Raw genomic sequence first — 24,232 nt, forward strand, 5'->3', positions numbered from 1 at the left:
GGGGAAACACCCATCATGGACCCAACACCCAACACCAGCCCCGACGAAGTCGTCACGCTGGTCGTCAAGCACCGGGTCAAGCCCGGCCGTGAAACCGAGTACGAAGCCTGGCTGCGCCGCATCGTGCGCATCGCCGGTGAACGCCCCGGTCACCTTGGCGTCGACGTGGTGCGCAGCCAGCAGAGCGGCATGGCCCTGTTTACCTGCGTACTGCGCTACCGCTCCACCGACGCCCTGGAGTTGTGGCTCGACTCCCCGCAACGCCAGGCCCTGATCGACGAAGCGGCGCCAATGCTGGCCGACGGCGACCAGACTGAAGTCGGCGCCGCCAATGAATTCTGGTTCGCCCCCCAGGCCGACGGCGCCGCCAAGCCGCCGCGCTGGAAGCAGGCGGTGGTCAGCCTGTGTGTGATCCTGCCGCAAACCCTGCTCCTGCCGTTTATCTGGGGGCCGATCCTGCGTTTGCACCCGTTTCTGTCCAACTACGTGGTCTCCACCTTCCTGGTCACCCTGACCATCGTGCTGCTGGTGGTTTACCTGCTGATGCCGGCGGCCACTCGCCTGTTCGCTCCCTGGCTTGAAGCCTCTGTAAAGGAAACCCTATGAACGCCGATCTGATTCTGTTCAATGGCCAGTTCCACACCGTGGACCGGGAAAACCCACGCGCCAGCGCCGTCGCCATTCGTGACGGGCGCTTCGTCGCCGTGGGCACCGACGGTGAAGCCATGGCCCTGCGCGGCAGTGCCACCCAGGTCATCGACCTCAAGGGCCGTACCGTAATTCCCGGCCTCAACGACTCGCACCTGCACCTGATCCGCGGCGGGCTGAACTACAATCTCGAGTTGCGCTGGGAAGGCGTGCCGTCCCTGGCCGATGCCCTGCGCATGCTCAAGGACCAGGCCGACCGCACCCCCACGCCGCAATGGGTGCGCGTGGTGGGCGGCTGGAACGAATTCCAGTTCGCCGAAAAGCGCATGCCCACCCTTGAAGAACTCAACCAGGCCGCGCCGGACACGCCGGTATTCGTGCTGCACCTGTACGACCGCGCCTTGCTCAACCGTGCGGCGTTGCGCGTGGCCGGCTACACCAAGGACACGCCGAACCCACCGGGCGGCGAGATCGTGCGTGACAGCAACGGCAACCCCACCGGCATGCTGGTGGCGCGGCCCAACGCGATGATTCTGTACTCGACGCTGGCCAAAGGCCCGAAACTGCCGTTGGAATATCAGGTCAACTCCACCCGCCAGTTCATGCGTGAACTCAATCGCCTGGGACTGACCAGCGCCATCGACGCCGGCGGCGGTTTCCAGAACTATCCCGATGATTACGCGGTGATCGAGCAACTGGCCAAGGACCAGCAGTTGACGGTGCGCATCGCCTACAACCTGTTCACCCAGAAGCCCAAGGAAGAACTCAGCGACTTCAAGCACTGGACCGGCAGCGTCACCCTGCATCAGGGCGATGACTACCTGCGCCACAACGGTGCCGGCGAGATGCTGGTGTTTTCCGCCGCCGACTTCGAAGACTTCCTCGAACCACGTCCGGACCTGCCGCTGACCATGGAGCAGGAGCTGGAACCGGTGGTGCGCCACCTGGTGGAACAGCGCTGGCCGTTCCGCCTGCACGCCACGTACGACGAATCCATCTCGCGCATGCTCGACGTGTTCGAGAAGGTCAACCGTGACATTCCGTTCAATGGCCTGCCGTGGTTTTTCGACCACGCCGAAACCATCACGCCGAAAAACATCGAGCGCGTGCGTGCCCTCGGCGGCGGTATTGCGATCCAGGACCGCATGGCGTTCCAGGGCGAATACTTCGTTGAGCGCTACGGTGCCAAGGCCGCCGAAGCGACGCCGCCGATCAAGCGCATGCTCGCCGAGGGCGTACCGGTAGGCGCGGGCACCGATGCCACGCGGGTGTCGAGCTACAACCCGTGGACATCGCTGTACTGGATGGTCAGCGGCCGCACCGTCGGTGGCCTGGAGCTGCACGCCGAGGGCCTGCCGCGCCTCACCGCGCTGGAGCTGTTTACCCACGGCAGCGCCTGGTTCTCGTCCGAGCAGGGCAAGAAGGGCCAGATCAAGGTGGGTCAATTGGCGGACGTTGCGGCGCTGTCGGCGGATTTCTTCAGCGTCGACGAAGAAGCCATCAAGTGGATCGAGTCGGTACTGACCGTGGTCGGCGGCAAGGTGGTGTATGGCGCCGGCGACTTCGACGATTACGCACCGCCACGGGTTCCGGTGCTGCCGGACTGGTCGCCGGTGGTCAAGGTGCCGGGGCACTGGCGGCCGACTTCACCGCTGCAAGCTCAAGTACACCAGTGCAGCGGCCCCTGTGGCGTGCATGCCCACAGCCATGAAAAAGCCCGTCTTTCCAGCGTGCCGGTCAGCGACTTCCAGGGTTTCTGGGGGGCGTTTGGCTGCTCGTGCTTTGCCTTCTAATCAACACCAACGGAGTTAACCCATGACTTACAAACGCTTGAACAAAGATGACGCGGTTGTCCTGCTGGTCGATCACCAGACCGGCCTGATCTCGCTGGTGCAGGATTTCTCCCCCAACGAATTCAAGAACAACGTGCTGGCCCTGGCCGACGTGGCGAAGTTCTTCAACCTGCCGACCATCCTGACCACCAGCTTTGAAAGCGGCCCCAATGGCCCGCTGGTGCCGGAACTGAAGGCACTGTTCCCGGACGCGCCGTACATCGCCCGCCCTGGCCAGATCAACGCCTGGGACAACGAAGAGTTCGTCAAGGCCGTCAAGGCCACCGGCCGCAAGCAGATCATCATTGCCGGTGTGGTGACCGATGTGTGCGTCGCGTTCCCGACCCTGTGCGCCCTCGATGAAGGCTTCGAGGTGTTCGTGGTCACCGACGCTTCCGGTACCTTCAACGAAACCGTGCAACAAGCAGCCTGGGCGCGTATGACCGCTGCCGGTGCGCAACTGGTGAACTGGTTCGCCGTGGCCTGCGAGCTGCAGGTTGACTGGCGCAACGACATGGAAGGCCTGGCCAACCTGCTGTCGCCGCGCATCCCCAACTACCGCAACCTGATGAACAGCTACTCGGCGTTCACCGCCAGGTAACCCGGTCTCAACGTTACCGGTAATCCCTGTGGGAGGGGGCTTGCCCCCGATTGCAGTGTGTCAGTCTCAGTGTAACGACTGAACCACCGCCATCGGGGGCAAGCCCCCTCCCACATTTGATTGTGTTTTACATTGGGTTTGTGGTGTGGCCACTGACCGGTTATAAAACAGCCCATCGTCCACCGAGAAGCGACAATGAACCCCTTCGAAGACATGCGCCTGTTCTGCCAGGTCATGGAGTCCGGCAGTTTCACTGCCGCTGCCGAGCAACTGGGCCTGTCCAAGCAGTTCGTCAGCCGTCGCCTGATCCAGCTGGAAGACCGCCTGGGCGTGCGCCTGCTCAACCGCTCCACGCGCCGCCTGGATGTCACGCCGCTGGGCCAGAGTTACTACGAATCGGCCTTGCGTTTGCTCAGTGATGTCGAGCAAGTGGAGCAGGGCATCGCCGGCCAGAACAGCGAACCGCGCGGCACCATTCGCCTCAGCGCGCCGCTGTCGTTTGCCATGGCGCATTTGGGCTGCCTGCTGCCGCTGTTCCTGCAGCGCTATCCGGAAGTCGCGGTGGAAGTCGACCTCAGCGACCGCCCGGTGGACCTGATCGGCGAAGGCTATGATCTGGTGCTGCGCATCGGCACCCTGGAAGATTCCACCTTGATTGCCCGGCGTATTGCCAGCATCCCGCGCGTCTACTGCGCCAGCCCCGATTACCTGGCCCTGCGCGGCACGCCACAAAAACCCGACGACCTCGCCGACCACGATTGCCTGCCCTACGGGCACGGTCGCCAGGTGCAATGGCGCTTCAAGGGCAAGCTGCAAGCGCTGAACGTGAGCGGGCGCATGCGCGTCAATAACGGCGACCTGCTGCGTGACACCGCGATTGCCGGCCTCGGCGTGACCTACCTGCCGACCTTTATCGTCGGCGATGCGTTGAAGGATGGCCGTCTGGTCAGCGTACTGGACGAGTTTGCCCCCGAAGCCCTGACCTTGTCGGCGGTGTACCCCCAGCACCGGCAGAGTTCGCGGCCGGTGCAGGCGCTGGTCGAATTCCTGCGCGAGCGTTTGGCTAGCGGCTGCTGAACAACTGCCGGATCAGGTTGGGCGTACTGCCGGTCCAACGCTTGAACGCGCGCCGAAAGTTCGCCGCATCGTTGAAGTTCAGGTAGGCGGCCACCTCGTCGTTACTCAGTCCCTTGACCTGATACAGGTGCAACGCCATGTGCTTGCGCACCCGGTCCACCTGTTGCTGATAGCCGGTGTCGTGTTTGTGCAGCTTGCGCTTGAGGGTGGCCGGGCTCATGGCGAAGGCCTGCGCGGCCTGTTCCAGGCTCGGCGGCTGGCGCACGTGCTCGCGCAGGTAATCGTATAGACAGTCGAGAAAGCTGGCGGCAAAACCCAGCTGTTGGATCTGTTCGCGGGCCTGCTGGCGCGCCACCTGGCCGGCCGTGGACGAGGCGCCAGGCCAGGCGCGCGTGAGGTATTCGCGTGGCAGGCACATCATGTCCAGCGGGCGTGCGAAGCGCGTCTGTTCGCCCAGGTGCACCCAGTATTGCTCCACGTACCGCGGCTCTGCATGGCTGAAGCTGCACACCCACGGCAAGCGCTCGCCGCCGAGCCATTGGCTCATGGCAACCAGCGCGGTCATGCTCGCTTCCAGCACAAAACGCCAATGCTCGCCGGCGCCGCAACTGTCCAGCCAATACAGGTAGGCGTGGTGCTCATCCAGCTCCAGGTGCGGCGTGACCAGCGGGCTGAGCAGCACGTGCTGCTGGATCAGGATCTCCAGCGCCTGGTGCAGGTTCTGCGCATGCCCCAGGGCATGGCTGGCCGCGCCGTAGTGGCCGGGCAGCAGGCGCTGGCCAAACAGGAAACTGCTGTCATCGGCGTCCAGCAGCTTGCGGCTGTTGCCGATCAGGCCGAGCAACTGCTGCGGGCTCAAGCGTGCGTTGCCGGCCAGGATGTCCTCGTGGAACAGCCCGGTGCCGCGCAGCAGGCGATGGCTGTCGATGTCCCGGGACAGGGCCAGGTCGATCAACGTGGCAGGTTGGTGATGGCCTGGAATGAAGCGGCTGTCGCGTTCATACCAGTTGGCTCTCACGGCCATTTCAGGCGCTTTTCGCAAGGGGTTGCTTGGCCCGCGCCAGCGCCAGGTTCAGGCGCTTGAGCAAGTCGTGGGGCGGCTCGTCCAGGGCCATCACCACCGCTGTGGTCGCCGCCAGTTGCAGGCGCTCGCCCTGTAGCCGGGTTTTGTGCGCCAGGCTCTGCACCGCCTGGCGCAACTCCTGCGCCAGCCCCTGGGCCTGGCGCTCGCCGGTGTTGGGCAGCAGCACCACAAAACGGTCGCCGGCCAGGCGGCATAACAGATCCTGGCGGCGCAGGTTGAGCAGCAGCACATGGCTGACCGCCTGCAACACCGCATCGCCTTCGGCATGCCCGTAGGCCTGGTTGACGGCGGCGAAGCGGTCCAGGTCCAGGACCAGCAGCGACAACGGTTGCTGCTGGTCGCGGCTCTCTTGCAGGCTGTCTTCCAATTGGCGTTTGAGGTAGTCGGCACCGGCCAGGGGCGTAAGTTTGTCGAACAACCGATGTTCGCGAAACAGGCGCTCGCGCTTTTCCATCTGCGCACTGATCGCCAGTTGTTCGCGGTGCCAGTGGTAGATGCCGATGGTCAGCAGGATCATGCCCACCGGCATCGGCCCCGATTCCAGCCAGTGATCCCAGGTGATACTGTCGGGCAGGCGGATGAACTCGTCGAGGCTGTCGATCCACCAGGAAAAGAAGATGCACGACAAACCCAGTGCCAGGTAGTTTGTGACCCGTCCGGCGGGGCGGCTTTTGAGCACCAGGCCCAGCCAGATCAGCGCGAGCAGCGCCGAACCGCCTTCGCCGACGATATCCAGCCACACCCATTCACTGACGCTTTTGAGGTCGCCGCAGGCCAGGTGCAGGATCAGCCCGAGGTTGGCCGCGATCAGCAGCAGGGCGAGTTTCCAGCGGTGAGGTTTGAGCACGCGAAACATGGCTGCGGGTCCTTGGGCAGGTAAGCGATGGACGCCAGCACAGCAGATGCATGTGACGGTTGGATGACGGTGGGGGAGGTCGAATCAGCTCACATTAACGGGCGATGAGCATCAAAAATGTGGGAGGGGGCTTGCCCCCGATAGCGGTGTGTCAGCGGCAAATAAGCTGGCTGATAGACCGCTATCGGGGGCAAGCCCCCTCCCACAGGGGATCGTCACAAGTCATATCAGCTCATTCCAGGCCAATAGTCCCCGCAAAGCCGCGATTTACGGGCTTCGCTACCCAACGCTGTCACAGAACCGTCATCCCCCACCCCTAGCTTGCCCTCCCAGTTGCCGGGCCCTTGCCTGGCGCCAACGGATTCTTGGGGAGGGTTTCATGTACAAGCGCACCGGGCTCGTCAGCTTCACGCTTACCGCCTTGGCCCTGGCAATCGCCTGCGAGCGGCTCAACGCCGCCGAAGCGGCCACCACCGAGCATGTCGATGTGGTCGGGCAGGGCGCCGCCATTGGCAGCGCCCTCAAGGAGCAACGCGTCTCCGACAGCATCAAGAGCGTGGTGCATGCCGACGGCGTGGCCCAGTTGCCGGATGAAAACGTCGCCGAAGCGGTGCAGCGCCTGCCGGAGATCAGCGTCGAGCGGGACCAGGGCGAAGGCCGGTTTGTCAGCGTGCGCGGCCTGGGGCCGGACCTCAACAGCGTGACCATCAACGGCACTCTGGTGCCATCGCCCGAAAGCGAGCGCCGCGCCGTGGCCCTCGACGTACTGCCCTCGGAACTGGTGCAGTCGCTGTCGGTGATCAAGACGCTGACGCCGGACATGGACGCCAACTCTCTCGGCGGCACCGTCGAGGTAAAAAGCCTGTCGGCGTTCGACCATAAGGGCCTGTTCTATACCGGCAGCACCGAGGTCGGCTACGACAAGAACACCCGCCAGACCAGCCCGAAATTCTCCGGCGCCGCCAGCAACCGGTTCAGCCTTGGCGAGGGTATCGACAACTTCGGCGTGGCGGCGGCCCTCAGCTGGCAGAAGCGTGATTTCGGCTCGGACAACGTCGAAACCGGCGGCGCCTGGGATTTTCGCAACGGCGCCAGGCTCAACGAGTTCGAGCAGCGCGACTACGACATCAGCCGCGAACGCGCCGGTGGCGGCCTGAACTTCGACTACACGCCCGATGACCTGAGCAGCTACTACCTGCGCACCCTCTACAGCCGCTACAAGGACACCGAAACGCGCAACGCCGCCAGCCTCGAATTCGCGGAACCACAAGCGCCGGGCGAACTGGGCGAGGCCGAGGGCAAGCGCAAGCTCAAGAACCGCGAAGAAACCCAGCAGATCCAGTCCTACGTATTCGGCGGCGAACGCATGCTCGGCCTGTGGACCTTGAGCGGCCAGGCCGGCTACAGCCGCTCCAGTGAGGACAGCCCGGCGCATATCGCCGGGGCCACCTTTGACGGCGGTGACTTTGCCGACAGCGGCTTCTACGACAAGGCCAAGCCACGCCCGATCATCGGCAGCGGCTTCTACGACGCCGGCAATTTCAGCCTCGATAAAGTCGACTGGGAGAAACAGCACACCCAGGACACCGAGAAAAACCTGCGCCTGGACCTGGCCCGCGATTATGACCTGAGTGGCTACGCGTCCCAGTTCAAGTTCGGCGGCAAGGTCAGCCGCCGCCATAAAGACAACGACCTGGAAGCCTGGGCCTACAAGGACCTGGATGAACAGGGCTTCACTGACGAGCAGCTCAACCTCACGCAGTTCCAGAAGGGCAACGTCGACTACCGTCTCGGCCGCTTTGGCCCAGGCATCAGCGCGGGCAATATCCGCCAGTTGATCGGTGGCCTCGACCGTGATGACTTCTACGACCCGACCGAATCGCGGGTCAACGACTTCACCATCCGCGAGGACATCAACGCCGGCTACCTGATGAACACCGTCGACATCGACGACTGGCGGTTCATTGCCGGGATGCGCTACGAGGGCACCGAATTCAACGCCAAGGGCACCGGCGCCACCGACGGCCAGTTCAGCACCACCGAGACCAAACGCCGTTATCACCACTGGTTGCCGGGCCTGCACGCGCGCTACCAGATCGACAAGAACACTCAGGTACGCGCCGCCTGGACCAAATCCGTGGTGCGCCCGACCTTTGGTCAACTGGCCCCCGGTTTCGTGATCGACGATGACGAAGCCACCTTCGGCAACCCGGACCTCAAGCCCCTGGAGTCGAGCAACCTGGACCTGGGCATCGAACACTTCATGGGCCGCGCCGGTACCGTGTCGGCGTTCGTGTTCTACAAGGACATCCAGAATTTCGTCTACAACACCGACGTCGCCGGCACGGGCGCCTGGATCAACTTCGCCGAGGCCCACACCTTCGCCAACGGCGACAGCGCCAAGCTGTATGGCCTGGAATTGGCCTACTCACAGAAATTCGACTGGCTGCCCGCGCCGTGGAACGGCCTGCTGATCGGCGCCAACAGCACCTTCAGCCGCTCCAGCGCGGACATCGAGGGCTTCGACAGTGCCAGCGGGCGCAACCGCAAGCGCAACATCAGCCTGCCCAACCAGTCGGACAGCGTCGGCAACCTGATGCTGGGCTGGGAAGACGACAAGCTCAGCCTGCGCCTCTCGGCCAACTACAAATCGGCCTACCTGTACGAACTGGCGTCGATCAACGACAAGGCCCATGACCTGCATGTGGATGCGCAGACCTTCGTCGATTTCAGCGCGCGTTATTCGCTGAGCAAAAACCTGCAAGTGAGCTTCGAGGCACAGAACCTGACGGATGAGTCGTACTTCGTCTACACCGGCCACCGCAGCTACAACGGCCAGTACGAAGAGTACGGGCCCACTTACAAGCTGGGCCTGACCTTCACCCATTTTTGAATTCAACCCATTCCCAATGTGGGAGGGGGCTTGCCCCCGATAGCAGTGGGTCAGTCAAAGCTGCATCAACTGACACCCCGTCATCGGGGGCAAGCCCCCTCCCACAGTGGATCTTCACCGTATTCGAAGGATTTGCCTGTTCATGAGAATTTCCAGGCTGTACCTGCTGATCGCGCTGGTCATCAGCGCTAATGCATTCGCCACTGACCTGGCCCTGACCCCCTGGGCGCCGGGCCTGAATGCCGAGGCTGTCGCATTCCTGCCCAACCGCACCGACCGTGTAGTCGCCAGTACCCGCGATGGCCTGTTGCTGCTAGACGAAAAAGGCGCCGAACTGGCCCGATTCAACGGCAATTTCAGCAGCCTCGACAGCCGCACCGCCGGCAACCGATCGCTGGTCGCCAGCCTCGACAACGACCGCCAGCAGGCCGTGTTGATCAACCTTGATGTCGCCGGCAACACCTGGGGCAAGCCGCTGTATCTGCCCACCCGCGATTTCCCGGTGAACGGCCTGTGCCTGTACCGCGATTCGGCGAACAATCTGTTTGTGTTCCTGGTGGGCGAGGAGGGCAAGGGCGAGCAATGGCTGGTGGGCAATGGCGCGACGCTGCTGGCCCAGGCGCAGCGTGTGCGTGGCCTGCCGCTGCCGCCGTCGGCGCAGTTCTGCCAGGTGGACGATGCGGCCGAGCGTCTGCTGGTGAACGAGGCAAACGTCGGCTGGTGGGCCTACCCGGCGCAACCGGAAGCCGAAGTGAAACGCACGCCCGTGGCGCTGTTCGACAATCCCGGGCGCGAAGCCGGTGCCATGGCGCTGATGCCCGGTGGGATGGTGGCGCTGGACCCGAAAACCGCGCGCGTGCATCTGTTCCAGCAGACTGGCGAACGCTGGGCCGAGCAATCGAGCCTGACCTTGCCGGGTCTCAAGGAGCCGGAGCAGCTGGCGATCAACGCCCGGCAACTGTTGGTGCGCGATGACGACAGCGGCCAGCTCTACCAGGCCCGGCTCGACTGGCAGGCCACGCCGGTGCCGATCGCTCCGGTGCTGGCGCAGGTCGCCGCCCTGCGCCAGACCGAGCCGGTGGCACGCCAGGGCGACGCGGCGGATGACCCGGCCATCTGGATTCACCCGCACACACCCGCGCACAGCCGCGTATTGGGCACCAACAAGAAGCAGGGCCTGCTCGCCTATGACCTCAACGGCAAGCTGCTGCAGGAACTGGCGGTCGGGCGCCTGAACAACGTCGACGTACGCCCCAACTTCAAGCTGGGCACGCAGACCGTCGACCTCGCCGTCGCCAGCAATCGCGATCGCAACAGCCTGAGCCTGTTCAGCATCGACCGCCAGAGCGGCGAGCTGCAGGAAGCCGGCGAAGTGCCGACGCCGCTCAAGGAGATCTACGGCATCTGCCTGTTCCAGCCCGCCGGCGGCGAGCTGTATGCGATTGCTAACGGCAAGGACGGCACCTTCCTGCAATACCGCCTGAGTGCCCCGACCGGGCGTGTGCAGGGCGAGCTGGTGCGCCAGTTCAAGGTCGACAGCCAGCCGGAAGGCTGCGTGGCCGATGATCAACGCCAGCGCTTGTTCCTGGGTGAGGAAGACGTCGGCGTATGGGCACTGGATGCCCGCGCCGACCAACCGGCCACCCTGACCAGCGTGATCAGGGTCGGCGCGCAATTGCACGCGGATGTCGAAGGCCTGGCGCTGTACCAGAGCGCCGCACGGGATTACCTGGTGATCTCGAGCCAGGGCAATGACAGCTACCTGGTGCTGGACGCCGAACCGCCGTTCGCCGTGCGCGGTGCCTTTCGCGTCGGTTTGAACGCCGCCGCCGGCATCGATGGCGCCTCGCAAACCGATGGCCTGGAAGCCACCGCCATCAACCTGGGCGGGCCGTGGAGCCAGGGCATGCTGGTGGTGCAGGACGGGCGCAAGCGCATGCCCGAGCAAGCCCAGAACTTCAAGTTCGTGCCCTGGGCCGAGGTGAACCGCGCGCTGAAATTGCCTTGAGCTGTCATCACGTAGTCATCCGTTTTTAATCGAATAGGAGCTTCACCATGCACGCGACGATGGAACATATGACGATCTGGAGCTTGATCAGCGACGCCAGCCTGTTGGTCAAGGCAGTGATGGTGACTCTGCTGTTGGCGTCCCTGCTCAGCTGGTACCTGATCATTCGGCGTGGCAGCGTGCTGCGGCGGCTGGAGCGGCAGTTGAATGATTTCGTGGCGCGTTTTCGCGGCGCGTCGGACTTGCAGGCGCTGTACCGCGACGCCGTGCAGGCGGGCGAGGGCGGTGTGACGCCGATCTTTCTCGCCGGCCTGCAGGAATACCAGCACCTGCACACCCATGACCCGGCGGTGCTCGAAGGCGTGGAGCGTGCGCTGCAGGTAGCGATCACCGAGCAGGAGCTGGAGCTGGAAAAGGGCCTGCAGTTTCTTGCGACGGTGGGTTCGGTCAGCCCCTATATCGGCCTGTTCGGCACCGTGTGGGGGATCATGAACTCGTTCCTGGGCTTGTCCCAGGTACAACAAGCCACCTTGTCCACGGTGGCGCCGGGGATTGCCGAAGCCTTGATTGCCACGGCCATTGGCCTGTTTGCGGCGATTCCGGCCGTGATCGCCTATAACCGCTTTGCCGCGCGCAGCCAGACCCTGCTCACCCGCTACTACGCCTTCGGCAACGAACTGCAAGTGCGCCTGCACCGGGCCCTGCGCGGTACTTCGATCAACCTGGCCGTGGCCGCCTGAACAGGAGCAGACCGATGTTGACCAGGCCGCAACGCAAGCACGGGCCCAAGGCCGAGATGAACGTGGTGCCCTATATCGACGTGATGCTGGTGCTGCTGGTGATCTTCATGGTTACCGCGCCCATGTTGACCCAGGGCGTGAAAATCGAATTGCCCAAGGTCGCCGCCGAGGCGCTGGCCACCGACACCCGCCAGCAGATCCTCACGCTGTCGGTGAAGACGGACGGCGGTTACTCCTGGAACCTGGGCGACGAACTCGACACCCGGCACCAGACCGACAGCGCCGTGAGCCTGGAAGAGATGGGCACCAAGGTCATGCAGGTGGTGGCGGCGCGCAGCGACACCCAGGTGTATATCCGCGCTGACGATAACGCCGGGTACGGCAGCGTGGTGGCCGCCATGGCGGTGTTGCAAAAGGGGGGTGTCACTCATCTGGGGCTGGTGACCGAGGCCCCCCAATGACCGCGATGACCATGCACGCTGCGACGCGGGCGCAGGTGCCCCACAGCGACGGGCTGTGGCGCAACAGCCTGGCGGCGGGCCTGGCGGTGGCGCTGCATGTGGCGGTAGTGGCGGCGCTGATGCTGGGCTGGGCGCCGGAAAAACCTCAGGCAGAGGCCCCGAGGGTGATGCACGCGCAGTGGGTGATGATGCCGGCGCCGGCGCCTGAGCCGGTAGCCCCGCTCACTCCCGTAGCGCCTGAGCCTGTTGCTGTCCCTGTACCGGCCAAACCAACGGTTGACCCGCAGATCCAGGCGCAAAAACTCGAGAAAGCCGCGCTGGCGCGAAAGCGGGTTGAAGCGCAGAACATCGAACAGCAGCGCCTGGCCGCCGAGCAACGCAATCGGGAGCTGGAGCAGCAACGTCTGAACCAGGAGCGGTTGGCTGCTGAAAAAGCCCGCGCCGCCGTACCCGCGCCCACCGCTGCTCCGGCGTTCGACAGCCGCCAGTACCAGCCCCTGAGCAAGGAAGCACCGGACTACCCGGAGCGCGCGCTGGACAAGAACATCGAAGGCGACTGCTCGGTGGAATACACCGTCAATCCCCAGGGCCGGGTGGAAAACCCCAAGGTGCTGGACGGCTGTCATCCGTTGTTTATCCGGCCCTCGCTGGCGGCGGTGGACACCTTTCGCTATCAGCCCAGGGTTGTCGACGGCAAGCCCGTCGCCGTACCGGCGGTGCGCAACACCTTCCACTACCGCATAAAATGATGGTTAACACTGAACCAATGTGGGAGGGGGCTTGCCCCCGATAGCGGTGAGTCAGTCTCTATATCCATGACTGATCCACCGCCATCGGGGGCAAGCCCCCTCCCACTTTTGAACGGCGTCAGGCGTTAGCGCGATTCGCCAGTTCGATACCCGAAACATACCGCTCCAGATTGGCCAGGAACGTATCGGCAATCTCTTCCTGGCTATTGGTCGAAATCGCCGACGTATGCGGCGACAACCGCACCCTCGGGTGGGTATACAACGGATGCCCATCCGGCAACGGCTCAGGCTCCGTCACGTCGAGTGAGGCCAGCCCGATCCGGCCGTTATCCAGCGCCTCCAGCAGCGCCTCCTGATCCAGCAGCCCACCCCGCGCGATATTGATCAGGTGCAGCCCCGGCCTGGCGCTGCCCAGTACGTCGCGGTTGATGATGTGCCGCGTCGCGTCGGTGAGCGGTGCCGCCACCACCAGGTGATCGGCACGGGCGAACAGGTCGTGGATGTCCCTGGCCGCTTCCACCCCGTCGACGCCAAAGGGCGTCGCGCTCTGGCGCAGCGCTACCACCTGGATGCCCAGGCCCAGGGCCTTTTGCGCCAGGCGCTGGCCAATCGCGCCAAACCCGAGAATGCCCAGGGTCGTGCCCTTGAGCGGGCGCAACGCGGTAAATTGCCACTGCGAATCCTGCACCCAGATGGCGGGCATATGCTTGGACGCGGCAAAGATGGCCGCCAGGGCGAACTCGGCCAGATTGTCGGCCGCGCTGCCCCGTGACGTGGTCACCGGCGGGCCGTTGAACAGCCAGTGCGGGTAGAAGTCGATGCCCGATGACACCAGGTGCACCCATTGCGCTCCGTAGGGCCAGCCTGGTGGCGGCGTATCCGGTGCGGTGTAGCCGCGTACGTTGATGGGCCGCAGCAGCAGGATATTCGCCTGGGGCGGCAGGTCGCTCGGTACGCCGACCGGCACCCCGATCACCTGGGCCTGGGGATGCAGCGTGGCGAGACGCGCGCGGATCACGTCGTTGTAGTCTTCGTCCAACTGGCTGGCAATGATCACCTGGCTCATGTGCGGTCCTTCTGACGTTGGGCGAACACGGCTTTGCCGACACCTTGCAGCACGGCGTCGTTCTGCGGGGTATGCACGCGGCTGCACAGCACATCGCGATAATGCCGTTGCAGTGGGCTGTGCCGTGACAGGCCGGGGTTGCCCGAGGCTTCGATGGCCAGCTCGACCGCACGAATGGCGTTGCCGGTCACCAGGTACTTCAATTGCGCTGCGTTGGCGGCCGGGGTGTGGCCGTCGGCGGCGGCATCGAGCAGGCTGCGGTTGGCGAACAACAGGGTGTCGATATGGCCGACGGTCTCCTGGAAACGCGGCAGGGTCGACAGCGCCGCACCGAGATTCGACGGCTGGCGTTCTTCCAGCCAGTGCACCAGCCAGTCCCGTGCGGCCTGGGCCACGGCGTCGTACACCGATGACAGCAGCACTGACATCCACAGAAATCCCTCGCCATCCAGCTCCGGCTGCGGCGCGCTCCAGGGGCTGACGCTGACCGCGTGGTCCAGCGGTACCAGCACGTTGTCGAGCACCACTTCATGGCTGCAGGTGGCGCGCATGCCCAGGTGATCCCAAGTGTCGATGATGCTCACGCCGGGGCTGTCCCTGGGCACCAGCCAGGCGCCCACCAGCGGGTCGGCATCGTCGCTGCGCGCCCACACGCTGAACCAGCTCAGGCCATGGCTGCCGGTGGAGTAGATCTTGTGTCCGCTGATGCGCCAGCCTTCGGCGCTGCGCACGGCGGTGGTCGCCGGCAGGCCACCCCGGGCCGGTGTGCCCAGGTCCGGTTCGACGCGCAGGGCATTGATCAGCGCGCCCTTGTGTACCGCGTCTTCGGCGACGCGCACACGCAAGTGCCGGGGCCAGGTTGTGCTGTCTTGCAGGCGGGTGTGTTGCAGGTATTGCATCACCAGGATCAGCGCGGTGGAGGGCTCGCCCCTGGCAATTGCACGGATGGCCTTGCGCGCCAGAGGCAGGCCGGCACCGCCGCCGCCGAGGGCTTTGGGCACCGTGAGCGCGATCAGGCCGTGGGCGTGCAGCAACGTGAAGTTGGCGTGGGGGAAAGCGCCGCTTTGATCATAAAGGTGTGCGGTGCCGGCCAGCTCGGCGCTGAGTCGTTCGAGGGTGGTGTCGAAATCGACGGCTTCCACGGCACGTAGAGACGATTGAGTCATAAGCATGTACTCGGTTAAAAATGTGGGAGGGGGCTTGCCCCCGATAGCGGTGGTTCAGTCAGGGTATGTATCGCCTGACATACCGCCATCGGGGGCAAGCCCCCTCCCACAGGGGATAGTGTCAGGCCAGGGCTTTTTCGGCGGCTTCAACCGAGCTGTAGCGGTTGGCCGGCACTTGCAGGCCGAGGTTGTCGCGCAGCGTCTGCCCGCTGTACTCGGTACGGAACAGCCCACGCTGCTGCAACACCGGTACCACCAACTCAGTGAAGTACTGCAAGCCATCGGGCAGCACCGAGTTGATGATGAAGCCATCGCTGGCACCCGCCTCGAACCAGCGCTGGATCGTATCGGCGACCTGTTCCGGCGTGCCGACAAAATCGCGCCTGGGCCGCGAGAACCGCAGCGCCACTTCACGCAGGGTCAGCCCCTCGTCCCTGGCCAGTTGCTTGATGCGTTCAGAGCCGCCTTTCTGGCTGTTGGCGCCCAGGTCGCCCAGTTCGGGGAACGGCGCATCGAGCGGGTATTGGCTGAAGTCATGGTCGTTGAACGGACGGCCGAGGGCGACGATCGCATCTTCCACGCTGACCAGCTCCAACGCCTGTTGGTACCGGCTTTCCACTTCGGCGGCATCGCGTCCCACGATCGGCCGGATACCCGGCAAGATCGACAGGCTGCCGGCGTCACGCCCGAAGCCCCTGGCGCGGCGTTTCAAATCGGCCGTGTAGGCTTTGGCCTCGTCGATGTCCTCGGCATGCACAAAGATCGCGTCGGCGTTCTGCGCGGCAAAGTTGCGCCCGTCTTCGGAGGTGCCGGCCTGGAAAATCACCGGCTGGCCCTGGCGCGAACGCGCGATATTCAGTGGGCCCTTGACCGCGAAGAATTCGCCCTTGTGGTTGAGTGCATGCAACTTGTGCGGGGTGAAGAATTCGCCGCTTTGCTTGTCATAGGCAAAGGCGTCGTCCTCCCAGGAGTCCCACAGGCCCTTGACCACGTTCAGGTGTTCCTTGGCGATGCGGTAGCGCACGGCGTGAGGCGGGTGTTCGGCCTTGCCGAAGTTGTCGGCGGTGCCGCTCAGCCACGAGGTGACCACATTCCATCCGGCGCGACCACCGCTGATATGGTCCAGCGAGGCCAGCTGGCGCGCCACCTGGTAGGGCTCGGTGTAGCTGACGGTCACGGTGGCGACCAGGCCGATATGGCTGGTCAGCGCGGCCAGGGCCGACAGGATCGTCAGCGGTTCGAAGCGGTTGAGGTAGTGCGGGCTGGACTTGGCGTGGATATGCAGGCTGTCGGCGATGAACACGAAGTCGAACCGCGAGGCTTCGGCCAATTCGGTCTGCTGCCTGTAAAAGCCGAAATTCGTACTGGCGTCGGGCTGCGCCTGCGGGTGGCGCCATTCGCCCCAGCCGTGGCCGACACCATGCACCATGGCACCGAGTTTCAATTGACGTGGCTTGCTCATGGGCTGCTCCTTAGCGTGAGGCTTGGGAATTGGGGGCGCGCAGGGCGTTGAAGCGTTTGTCGAAGCCTTGCGACACGTCGATATGCCGGCTCAACAGACCTTCTTTCTGGTAGGTGTCGGCAGTGGCTTGCAGGCCGCTGATCACCGCGTCGTCGATCAGTACCGGGGACAGACGGGTATCCTTGGCCACTTCGATGTGCACGGCCAACGGCAGGCCGGTGATTTTGGCCTGGGCCGCGGCGTACTCGTCGGGGTGGCGGTTGGCCCAGGCGTAGGCGCGGTCAACCCGGGCGACAAAGTCGTCCAGTTGCACGCGTTTGTCGGCAATGGCCTGTTCGGTGGCGGCGAAGTACAGGTGGTTGCTCAACAGATGTTTCCCGCTGACCAGCACACGGGCGTTGCTTTGCGAGGTGACCACGGTGGTGTAGGGGTCCCAGGTGGCCCAGGCGTCGGCGGTGCCGTTGTCCAGCACCAGCCGCGATTCGGCGGGCAGCAGGAAGATGAACTGCACATCCTGTGAGGTCAGGCCTGCGCTGGCCAGGGCCTTGATCGCCAGGTAGTGCCCGATGGAGCCGCGCCCGGTGACGATCTTCTTGCCCTTGAGGTCGGCGGCGGTCTTGATCGGCGAATCCTGCGGCACCAGCAGGGCAGTGGTGTTACGCCCTTCGGCGTGGATGATGCTGATCACTTTGAGCGACGCACCGGCGCCGAGGGCGAACACATAGGGCGCATCGCCCAGGGCGCCGACATCCACCGCGCCGGCATTCAGCGCTTCGCCCAGGGGCGAGGCCGAGGGGAATTCCGACCATTTGATCTCGTACGGTACGTTTCGGGTTTCGCCCGAAGCTTCCAGCAGCGCTTTGATCGTCGATTTCTGGTTGGCCACGCGCAGGGGTTGCAGGTCGGCGGCGTGGGCGTTGCCGAGCAGGCCGAGCGCCAGGGCGCCGCCCAGCAGCAGGCGCTTGAATGGGGTAGTAGACAGCATGGGACAGACTCCAGGCGTTGGGTAAGGGAACATGCCTCCGCCTGGAGAAGGGGTCGGATTTCCGGGAACGGTGCAGCAGTGGATCAGATCACGTAGAAACCGTGGGTGGCGTCGCGCGCCAATTGCTCGACCAGGCCGAATTCCCAATCCAGGTAGGCCTGCATGGCTTCCCGTGGGTTATCGGTGCCTTCGTAGGGGCGGCGGTAGCGGTCGATGCGCGGTGAGGCAAGACGGCGTTCACCTTCTTCCAGCGGCAGTTGCGCGGCGATCCAGGCGGCGGTGCCGTCCTGCAACAGGAACACCTGCCTGCCGGTCAGGGCTTCCACTTCGGCCACCGCCAGGCGCGCCAACTGGCTGCTGCCGCAGGTCAGTACGTAGCGCTGCGCAGTGGGCACCTTGGCCAGCGCTTCGGGCAATTGCGCGCGCAGCACCCACCAGGCGCCGGGGATATGACGTTTCACGTAATTGGCGCTGGCGGTGAAATCCAGCACCACGGTGTCGCCATGCTCGAGCCAGTCGGCCAGTGTCTGCGGGCTGATCAGTTCGGCCTGGTGCGGCGCGGGCACCGGGGCGACCCAGGCGCCCTGTGCGCTGAAATGCGCGTCTTGCAGCTCGTCCAGCACAAAGACTTCCCAGCCCAATTGCGCGAGCCAGGACGCCGACATGTTCGCGCGCACACCGTCATCGTCCACCAATACCAGGCGCGCGCCACGCACGCTGGCAACGTGGTCGGTTTCCTGCACCAGTTGCCCGCCCGGTGTGGAACGGGCGCCGGGCAGGTGCCCGGCTGCGAATTCTTCCGGGGTGCGCACGTCGAACAGGTAGGTGGTGCGCGTTCCATCCTGCTGCCAGCGTTGCAGGTCATCGAGGGTTGCGCGCCCAACGCGAGCCTTGTCGGCTACGCCGCGCGCCTGCCGGGCGGCGCTGCGCCGATGCTCCTCGGCGGTCGGCGCAAAGCGGCGCGCCTGGCCATGGGCGAGTGCCTGCCCGGCCAGGGTCCAGCCGATGGTGCCGTTGCGCAGCGCCGACACCGGGTTGGCCACGCCGGCATTGATCAACGACTGGGTGCCGATGATGCTGCGGGTACGCCCGGCGCAGTTGACGATAATGCGCGTGGCCGGGTCCGGGGCCAGTTCACGGGCACGCAGCACCAACTCGGCACCCGGCACGCTGATGCCGGTGGGGATACTCATGGTCTGGTATTCATCGAAACGCCGGGCGTCGAGGACCACCACGTCGGCCTGGCTATCGAGCAGCGCCTGGACCTCCTCGGCCGCCAGGGACGGCGTGTGGCGCTGGTGTTCCACCAGTTCGCCGAAGGCTTTGCTCGGCACATTGACGTCGATAAACAGCTCGCCACCGGCCTGGCGCCAACCCTCAAGCCCACCCTCAAGCAGGCTGACCCGCGTGTAACCCAGCGCAACCAGGCGTTCGGCGGCGCGTTCGGCCAATCCTTCAGCGTTGTCGTACAGCGTAACCTGGGTATCGCGGCGTGGAATGCGCGAATACACCTCCAGTTCCAGCTTGGACAGCGAGATATTCGCGGCAAACAGCGGATGGCCTTGGGCAAACGGCGCTTCCTCGCGCACGTCTACCAGGGCGACTTCCTCACGGTTCAGCAGGGCCTGGCGAATCTGGGCAAAGCTGCGGGTCGGTACGGTGCTCATAGGGCAGGGCTCTTTTCTTTGGACAGGTCCCAGATATTCGGGAGGTAGGCGTTGGAATAACCGGAGATGAACAGTTTCTCGCTGCCGTCGGCTTGATACACCGCACGGCGCACCGCGCCGATGTTGGCGCCGTACACATGAATGCTGATGGACACCTGGTCCGCGTGGGCATTGCTCACCTGATGGATATCACCGACCTTGGGCGACACCGCTTCGACCTGGCCCGGCCGCAGGTGCACCGGCGTGCCCTCGGCGACCAGCGCGCCATCGGCCGTGCGGGCAAACCCCTGGGAAAACTCCGCGCCACGCAACATGCCGATCAGCCCCCACACTCGATGATCGTGAATCGGCGTGCGTTGGCCCGGGCCCCAGACAAAGCTGACGATGCTGAAGCGCTGGCGCGAATCGGCGTGCAGCAAAAATTGCTGGTAGCGCTCGGGGTCGGGTTGGGCGAACTCGTCGGGCAGCCAGTCGTCATGGCTGACCAGTTGCGCCAGCAGCTTGCCGCCGCGGTGCAGCAGGTCGCCTTCGCGCGGGTTGCCGTCGATCAGCTCAGCCAAGGCGCCAATAAAGGCGCGCAGTCTCTCGGGGTGTCGGGCCTGGCTCATGAACATTCCATTGGCGGTGTTGATGGCCTTATCTAAGCATAATGTTAATGGTTAATATGCTATTTTTTAATGATTAGCTTATAGCTGCATGTAATTTAGAACCGCTCTGCATAGTGTTAGACGTTATCGATCACAGGGCGGGCTATCCAGACCCGGTTGTGCCCACTATGCTTGCCACACATCTTAATGACTGTTCTCTATGTGCGACCCAAATGAAAATTGACGATATCGATGCCTTTGTCGAAGTGATTCGTTGCCAGTCCATCAGCCATGCCGCCGAGTCGTTGCAATTGACCCAGCCGGCCATCACCCGCCGTGTGCAGAACTTCGAGCAGGCGCTGGGGGTGGAGTTGTTCGACCGCAACACCAAACCCCTCAAGCCAACGCTGATCGGTACCCGGGTGTATGAGCAGTGCCGGCTGATCCTGCGTGAGATGGACGCGCTGCGCGAGTTGGTCGCCGCCGATGCACCGCCCACTGGCGTGCTGCGACTGGGTGTGCCGCAGACCATCGGCGATGTGGTGCTGCTCGATGCGCTCAAGCACTTGCGCACCGAGTACGCCGACCTGCGCGCCCAGGTGGCCACGGGCTGGGGCAGCCAATTGGTGGGCAAGATCGAACGCGGCGAGCTGGATGCGGCGGTGGCCTTGTTCCCGGCGGGCAAGATCTTTGCGGACACTGTCGTCGGTGAGTCCATCGGCAAGATGGAACTGGTGGTGGTGTGCGCCAGGGCGCAACTGCCGAAAAAACCGTGCAAGCTGGCCGATGTGTACCAGGGCGGCTGGATTCTCAACCCGGACGGGTGCGGCTTTCGTGCCGGCTTGCAGCGCACCCTGGCGGATCAGGGACTGGCCTTGCGGGTCAACCTGGAAACCTTCGGCACTGAATTGCAACTGGGGCTGGTGGCGGATGGGCTGGGCCTGGGCCTGGTACCACGGCCGTTGCTCGAGCGCAGTGCCCACCGAGAACAACTGGCCGTGATGCCGTTGAAGGATTTCAAGCCGGTCATGGATCTATGGCTGATCTATCCGCACTTTCTTGGCAACCTGCAGGGGCCGGTGGATGCATTTGGCAAATGGGTGGCCGATTCGCTGCACAAGATTCGCAACGCGGCCTGAACCCCCCGGGAGCTTGCTCCCTTCACGGTGTCCCAAGCTTCCCAACTGAGACGCCTCGGTCCAAATGTGGGAGGGGGCTTGCCCGCGAAGACGTCGGCTCAGCAAACACTGATGTTGGTAGACCCACCGCCATCGGGAGCAAGCCCCTTCCCACATTTGTCTTTTGTCGTTGTCACCTCTTTATGAAAATTAATAATAATTAGCTTAGATTAAAATGTGCTTTTTATTATTTTTGGGCATCCCCTAGGCTGGCCTGGAAGTCCTTAAGGCCATCCAGGAAGTTTTGCCATGAGCAGCGTTACCTCGCTATCCAGCGTCGCCAATACCGTCCGCCAGCGCGTCACGCCAGAGGAGTGGGAAGTGCGCGTCAAACTGGCCGCCGCCTATCGCCTGGCAGCCCTGTACAAATGGACCGACCATATCTACACGCACTTCTCCGCCCGGGTACCGGGGCCCGAGGAGCATTTCCTGATCAACGCGTTCGGGCTGCTGTTCGATGAAATCAGTGCCTCCAACCTGGTCAAGGTTGATCTCGACGGCACCCTGGTCGACGACCCCACCGGGCTCGGCATCAATTACGCCGGCTATGTGATCCACAGCGCCATTCATGGCGCCCGCCACGATTTGCAAGCGGTGCTGCACACCCACACCCGCGACGGTATTGCGGTGTCTGCGCAGAAGGACGGGTTGCTGCCGATCTCGCAGCATTCCATCGCGTTTTCCGGGCGTGTGGCCTATCACGGCTACGAAGGGGTGGCCCTGGACCTGGACGAGCGCGAACGGTTGGTGTCGGACCTGGGCGACAAAAGTGTGATGATCCTGCGTAACCACGGGCTGTTGACTGCGGGCATCAGCGTGGAGCATGCGTTTCAACAACTGCAAGGGCTTGAGCGGGCATGCAATATCCAGATTGCGGCGCAGGCGGGCGGGAATGCGGCGTTGGTGTTTCCACCCGCTGAAGTGGTGGCCAGGGTCGAGCAGCAGGCCAAGGTGTTCAGCAGTGGGGAAGGGCCTGGGGTGGCGCGGCATTGGAATGCGTTGATTCGGCAGTTGGAACGCACCGATACCGACTATAAAAACTGATCCCCAGCCACGCGCAGATGCAGCAGGGAGCAAGCCCCCCGCGCATTGACGCGGTTTATTCAGGCCGGTTGTGCTGGATTTGCTGCTTGGCCAACGTCACCACGTTTTCCAGCGTGAAGCCGAACTTTTCCTGCAACTTTGCCAGGGGTGCCGACGCGCCAAAGCTGTTCATCACCACTTTGGCGCCGGTCTGTCCGACGTAGCGGTCCCAGCCCAGGGGGCCGGCCTGCTCCACCACCACCCGGGCCTTCACGGACGGCGGCAAGACGCCGTCGCGGTAAGCCTGGTCCTGGTCTTCAAACAGTTCCCAACTGGGCATCGACACCACCTGCGCGGCAATGCCTTCACCCGTGAGTTGTTCATAGGCCGCGACCGCCAGGCTGACCTCACTGCCAGTGGCGATCAGGATCACCTCTGGCTTATCCGCACCGGCCAACACATAGGCGCCCTTGGCCGCACCTGCGGCCGACGCGTAGCGGCTGCGGTCCAGGGTCGGCAGCGGCTGGCGCGACAGCACGACACAACTGGGCCGATGGGTTTGCGCCAGTGCCACCTTCCACAACTCAAGGGTTTCATTCGCATCCCCTGGGCGTAGGGTCAGCAAGCCCGGGGTGGCGCGCAGTTGAGTCAGGTGTTCGATGGGTTGATGCGTCGGGCCGTCTTCGCCCACGCCGATGGAGTCGTGGGTAAACACGAATATCACCGGCAACTCCATAATCGCCGCCAGCCGGATCGGCGGTTTCATATAATCGCTGAACACCAGAAACGTCGAGGTGTACGGCCGCAGGTAGGACAGCGCCATGCCGTTGGCAATCGCGCCCATGGCATGCTCGCGAATACCAAAGTGCAGGTTGCGCCCGCTGTAGTCGTCGGCACTGAAACGCCCCGCGCCGTCGAAGGTGAGGTTGGTCTTGGTCGACGGCGAGAGATCCGCAGAGCCGCCCAGCAACCACGGGATATTTTGCGCAAAAGCGTTCAGCACCTCGCCGCCCGACGCTCGGCTGGCGACGCCCTTGGCATCGGCGGCAAAGCTTGGCAAGGCAGCCTGCCATTGCTCGGGCATTTCCCCGGCGCGCATGCGCTGCAGCTCATCGGCCCGTTGCGGATCGAGGCAGGCCAGTGTCTGGTTCCACTCGGCAAACAGCGGCTCGGCCCGTTCGATGAGTGCATCGCGCAACGTTGCGCGCGCCTCATCGGGCACCAGGAAACTGGCGTCCTGTGGCCAGCCATAGGCGGCCTTGGTCAGGCGAATTTCGTCTTCGCCCAACGGCTCGCCATGGGCGGCGGCAGTGTTGTGTTTGTGCGGCGAGCCGTAGCCGATGACGCTGTCAACCACGATCAGGGTCGGTGCGCCGGTATTGGCCTTGAAGGTTTCCAGCGCCACACTCAATGCCTGCAGATCATTGGCGTCGGTGACATGCACGGTGTGCCAGCCATACGCCTGGAAGCGCTTGATTACATTTTCACTGAAGGCCAGCTCGGTGTGGCCCTCGATGCTGATGGTGTTGTTGTCGTAGATCCAGCACAGGTTATCGAGCTGCAAATGCCCGGCCATTGACGCCGCTTCGCTGCTGATGCCTTCCATCATGTCGCCATCACCGCACAGGGTGTAGACGTCGTAATCGAACAGCACCTGGCCGTCGCGGTTGAAACGCTTGGCCAGCCAACGCTCGGCCATGGCCATGCCCACGCTGTTGGCGCAGCCCTGGCCGAGAGGGCCGGTGGTGGTTTCCACGCCGGTGGTCATGCGGTACTCGGGGTGCCCCGGGGTCCTGGAACTCATCTGGCGGAACTGCTTGATGTCGTCCAGGCTCACCGCCGGCTGCCCTGAACGCTTGCCGTGGGCATCGATCTCCACCACGCCGGCCAGGTGCAGCAGCGAATACAGCAGCATCGACGCATGCCCCACCGACAACACAAAGCGGTCGCGATTGGGCCAGTCGGGATGCTCCGGGTGATAACGCAGGAAACGACTCCACAACGTATAACCCACCGGCGCCAGGCCCATGGGCGTGCCGGGGTGGCCCGAGTTGGCCTTCTGCACGGCATCCATGGCCAAGGTGCGGATCGTGTTGATGCATTGCGTGTCGGCGGCGGTTGCGGTGTGATTCATGAAACCGGTCTCCCT

Annotated in this window: 20 protein-coding genes; 11 read left to right on the forward strand and 9 right to left on the reverse strand. The window is 64.0% G+C overall.

Annotated elements, in window-relative coordinates; translation table 11 throughout:
* Positions 1-15 precede the first annotated feature (15 nt).
* The 4 genes from BOP93_RS10845 (at position 16) to BOP93_RS10860 (ending at position 4,158) form a co-directional block, all read left to right on the forward strand.
* A complete protein-coding gene (locus BOP93_RS10845) occupies positions 16-606 on the forward strand; it encodes an antibiotic biosynthesis monooxygenase (protein ID WP_104502599.1) in 591 nt (196 codons plus the stop codon).
* Positions 603-2,441: an amidohydrolase gene (locus tag BOP93_RS10850; protein WP_104502600.1), complete on the forward strand. Its 1,839-nt coding sequence runs from the start codon at positions 603-605 to the stop codon at positions 2,439-2,441. Before BOP93_RS10845 ends, BOP93_RS10850 begins: the two co-directional genes overlap by 4 nt.
* Positions 2,442-2,463: 22 nt before the next feature.
* Complete coding sequence (gene ycaC, locus BOP93_RS10855; RefSeq protein WP_104502601.1) at positions 2,464-3,081, forward strand: isochorismate family cysteine hydrolase YcaC; 618 nt, start codon at positions 2,464-2,466, stop codon at positions 3,079-3,081.
* 195 nt (positions 3,082-3,276) lie between these two features.
* Complete coding sequence (locus BOP93_RS10860; protein ID WP_104502602.1) at positions 3,277-4,158, forward strand: LysR family transcriptional regulator; 882 nt, start codon at positions 3,277-3,279, stop codon at positions 4,156-4,158.
* Here BOP93_RS10860 and BOP93_RS10865 read toward each other — a convergent pair.
* Both BOP93_RS10865 and BOP93_RS10870 read right to left on the reverse strand, forming a co-directional pair.
* A complete protein-coding gene (locus tag BOP93_RS10865) occupies positions 4,145-5,182 on the reverse strand; it encodes an AraC family transcriptional regulator (RefSeq protein WP_104502603.1) in 1,038 nt (345 codons plus the stop codon). The two genes, BOP93_RS10860 and BOP93_RS10865, sit on opposite strands and share 14 nt — an antisense overlap.
* Position 5,183: 1 nt before the next feature.
* Entirely contained in the window at positions 5,184-6,098 is a 915-nt protein-coding gene (locus BOP93_RS10870; protein WP_104502604.1) for a GGDEF domain-containing protein, read from the reverse strand.
* A gap of 379 nt (positions 6,099-6,477) precedes the next feature.
* Between BOP93_RS10870 and BOP93_RS10875 the strand changes: the two genes are divergently transcribed.
* The 5 genes from BOP93_RS10875 to BOP93_RS10895 all read left to right on the forward strand — a co-directional run bounded on the left by BOP93_RS10875 (position 6,478) and on the right by BOP93_RS10895 (position 12,949).
* A complete protein-coding gene (locus BOP93_RS10875; protein WP_104502605.1) occupies positions 6,478-8,991 on the forward strand; it encodes a TonB-dependent receptor in 2,514 nt (837 codons plus the stop codon).
* Positions 8,992-9,133: 142 nt separating this feature from the next.
* Entirely contained in the window at positions 9,134-10,999 is a 1,866-nt protein-coding gene (locus BOP93_RS10880; protein WP_104502606.1) for a phytase, read from the forward strand.
* A 47-nt stretch (positions 11,000-11,046) separates the two neighbouring features.
* Complete coding sequence (gene tolQ / locus BOP93_RS10885; protein WP_104502607.1) at positions 11,047-11,739, forward strand: protein TolQ; 693 nt, start codon at positions 11,047-11,049, stop codon at positions 11,737-11,739.
* A gap of 14 nt (positions 11,740-11,753) precedes the next feature.
* Positions 11,754-12,200: a protein TolR gene (gene tolR / locus BOP93_RS10890; RefSeq protein WP_104502608.1), complete on the forward strand. Its 447-nt coding sequence runs from the start codon at positions 11,754-11,756 to the stop codon at positions 12,198-12,200.
* Positions 12,197-12,949: an energy transducer TonB gene (locus BOP93_RS10895; protein ID WP_104502609.1), complete on the forward strand. Its 753-nt coding sequence runs from the start codon at positions 12,197-12,199 to the stop codon at positions 12,947-12,949. The genes tolR and BOP93_RS10895 overlap by 4 nt, the downstream gene beginning before the upstream one ends.
* Positions 12,950-13,067: 118 nt before the next feature.
* Here the strand turns inward: BOP93_RS10895 and BOP93_RS10900 are convergent, their stop codons facing one another.
* From BOP93_RS10900 to BOP93_RS10925, 6 genes are all read right to left on the reverse strand, one after another.
* On the reverse strand, positions 13,068-14,015 hold the full coding sequence (locus BOP93_RS10900) for a D-isomer specific 2-hydroxyacid dehydrogenase family protein (RefSeq protein WP_104502610.1): 948 nt from the start codon (positions 14,013-14,015) through the stop codon (positions 13,068-13,070).
* Positions 14,012-15,181, reverse strand: coding sequence for an acyl-CoA dehydrogenase family protein (locus BOP93_RS10905; protein WP_104502611.1), 1,170 nt, complete (start codon positions 15,179-15,181; stop codon positions 14,012-14,014). The genes BOP93_RS10900 and BOP93_RS10905 overlap by 4 nt, the downstream gene beginning before the upstream one ends.
* Before the next feature lie 121 nt (positions 15,182-15,302).
* Positions 15,303-16,643: an LLM class flavin-dependent oxidoreductase gene (locus tag BOP93_RS10910; protein ID WP_104502612.1), complete on the reverse strand. Its 1,341-nt coding sequence runs from the start codon at positions 16,641-16,643 to the stop codon at positions 15,303-15,305.
* Positions 16,644-16,653: 10 nt separating this feature from the next.
* On the reverse strand, positions 16,654-17,628 hold the full coding sequence (locus tag BOP93_RS10915) for an ABC transporter substrate-binding protein (protein ID WP_104502613.1): 975 nt from the start codon (positions 17,626-17,628) through the stop codon (positions 16,654-16,656).
* Between the two features lie 83 nt (positions 17,629-17,711).
* Positions 17,712-19,295: a rhodanese homology domain-containing protein gene (locus BOP93_RS10920; protein WP_104502614.1), complete on the reverse strand. Its 1,584-nt coding sequence runs from the start codon at positions 19,293-19,295 to the stop codon at positions 17,712-17,714.
* A complete protein-coding gene (locus BOP93_RS10925) occupies positions 19,292-19,903 on the reverse strand; it encodes a cysteine dioxygenase (protein ID WP_104502615.1) in 612 nt (203 codons plus the stop codon). The genes BOP93_RS10920 and BOP93_RS10925 overlap by 4 nt, the downstream gene beginning before the upstream one ends.
* 212 nt (positions 19,904-20,115) lie before the next feature.
* Here BOP93_RS10925 and BOP93_RS10930 point away from each other — a divergent pair, with 212 nt between their 5' ends.
* Positions 20,116-21,021, forward strand: coding sequence for a LysR family transcriptional regulator (locus tag BOP93_RS10930; RefSeq protein ID WP_104502616.1), 906 nt, complete (start codon positions 20,116-20,118; stop codon positions 21,019-21,021).
* 288 nt (positions 21,022-21,309) lie between these two features.
* The gene (locus BOP93_RS10935; RefSeq protein ID WP_104502617.1) at positions 21,310-22,104 is read left to right on the forward strand and encodes a class II aldolase/adducin family protein; all 795 of its coding nucleotides are present in this window, start codon (positions 21,310-21,312) and stop codon (positions 22,102-22,104) included.
* A 55-nt stretch (positions 22,105-22,159) separates the two neighbouring features.
* Here the strand turns inward: BOP93_RS10935 and tkt are convergent, their stop codons facing one another.
* Positions 22,160-24,217, reverse strand: coding sequence for a transketolase (gene tkt, locus BOP93_RS10940; protein ID WP_104502618.1), 2,058 nt, complete (start codon positions 24,215-24,217; stop codon positions 22,160-22,162).
* Positions 24,218-24,232: the final 15 nt, after the last annotated feature.

This window comes from Pseudomonas orientalis, assembly GCF_002934065.1.
Classification (GTDB): Bacteria; Pseudomonadota; Gammaproteobacteria; order Pseudomonadales; family Pseudomonadaceae; genus Aquipseudomonas; species Aquipseudomonas orientalis_A.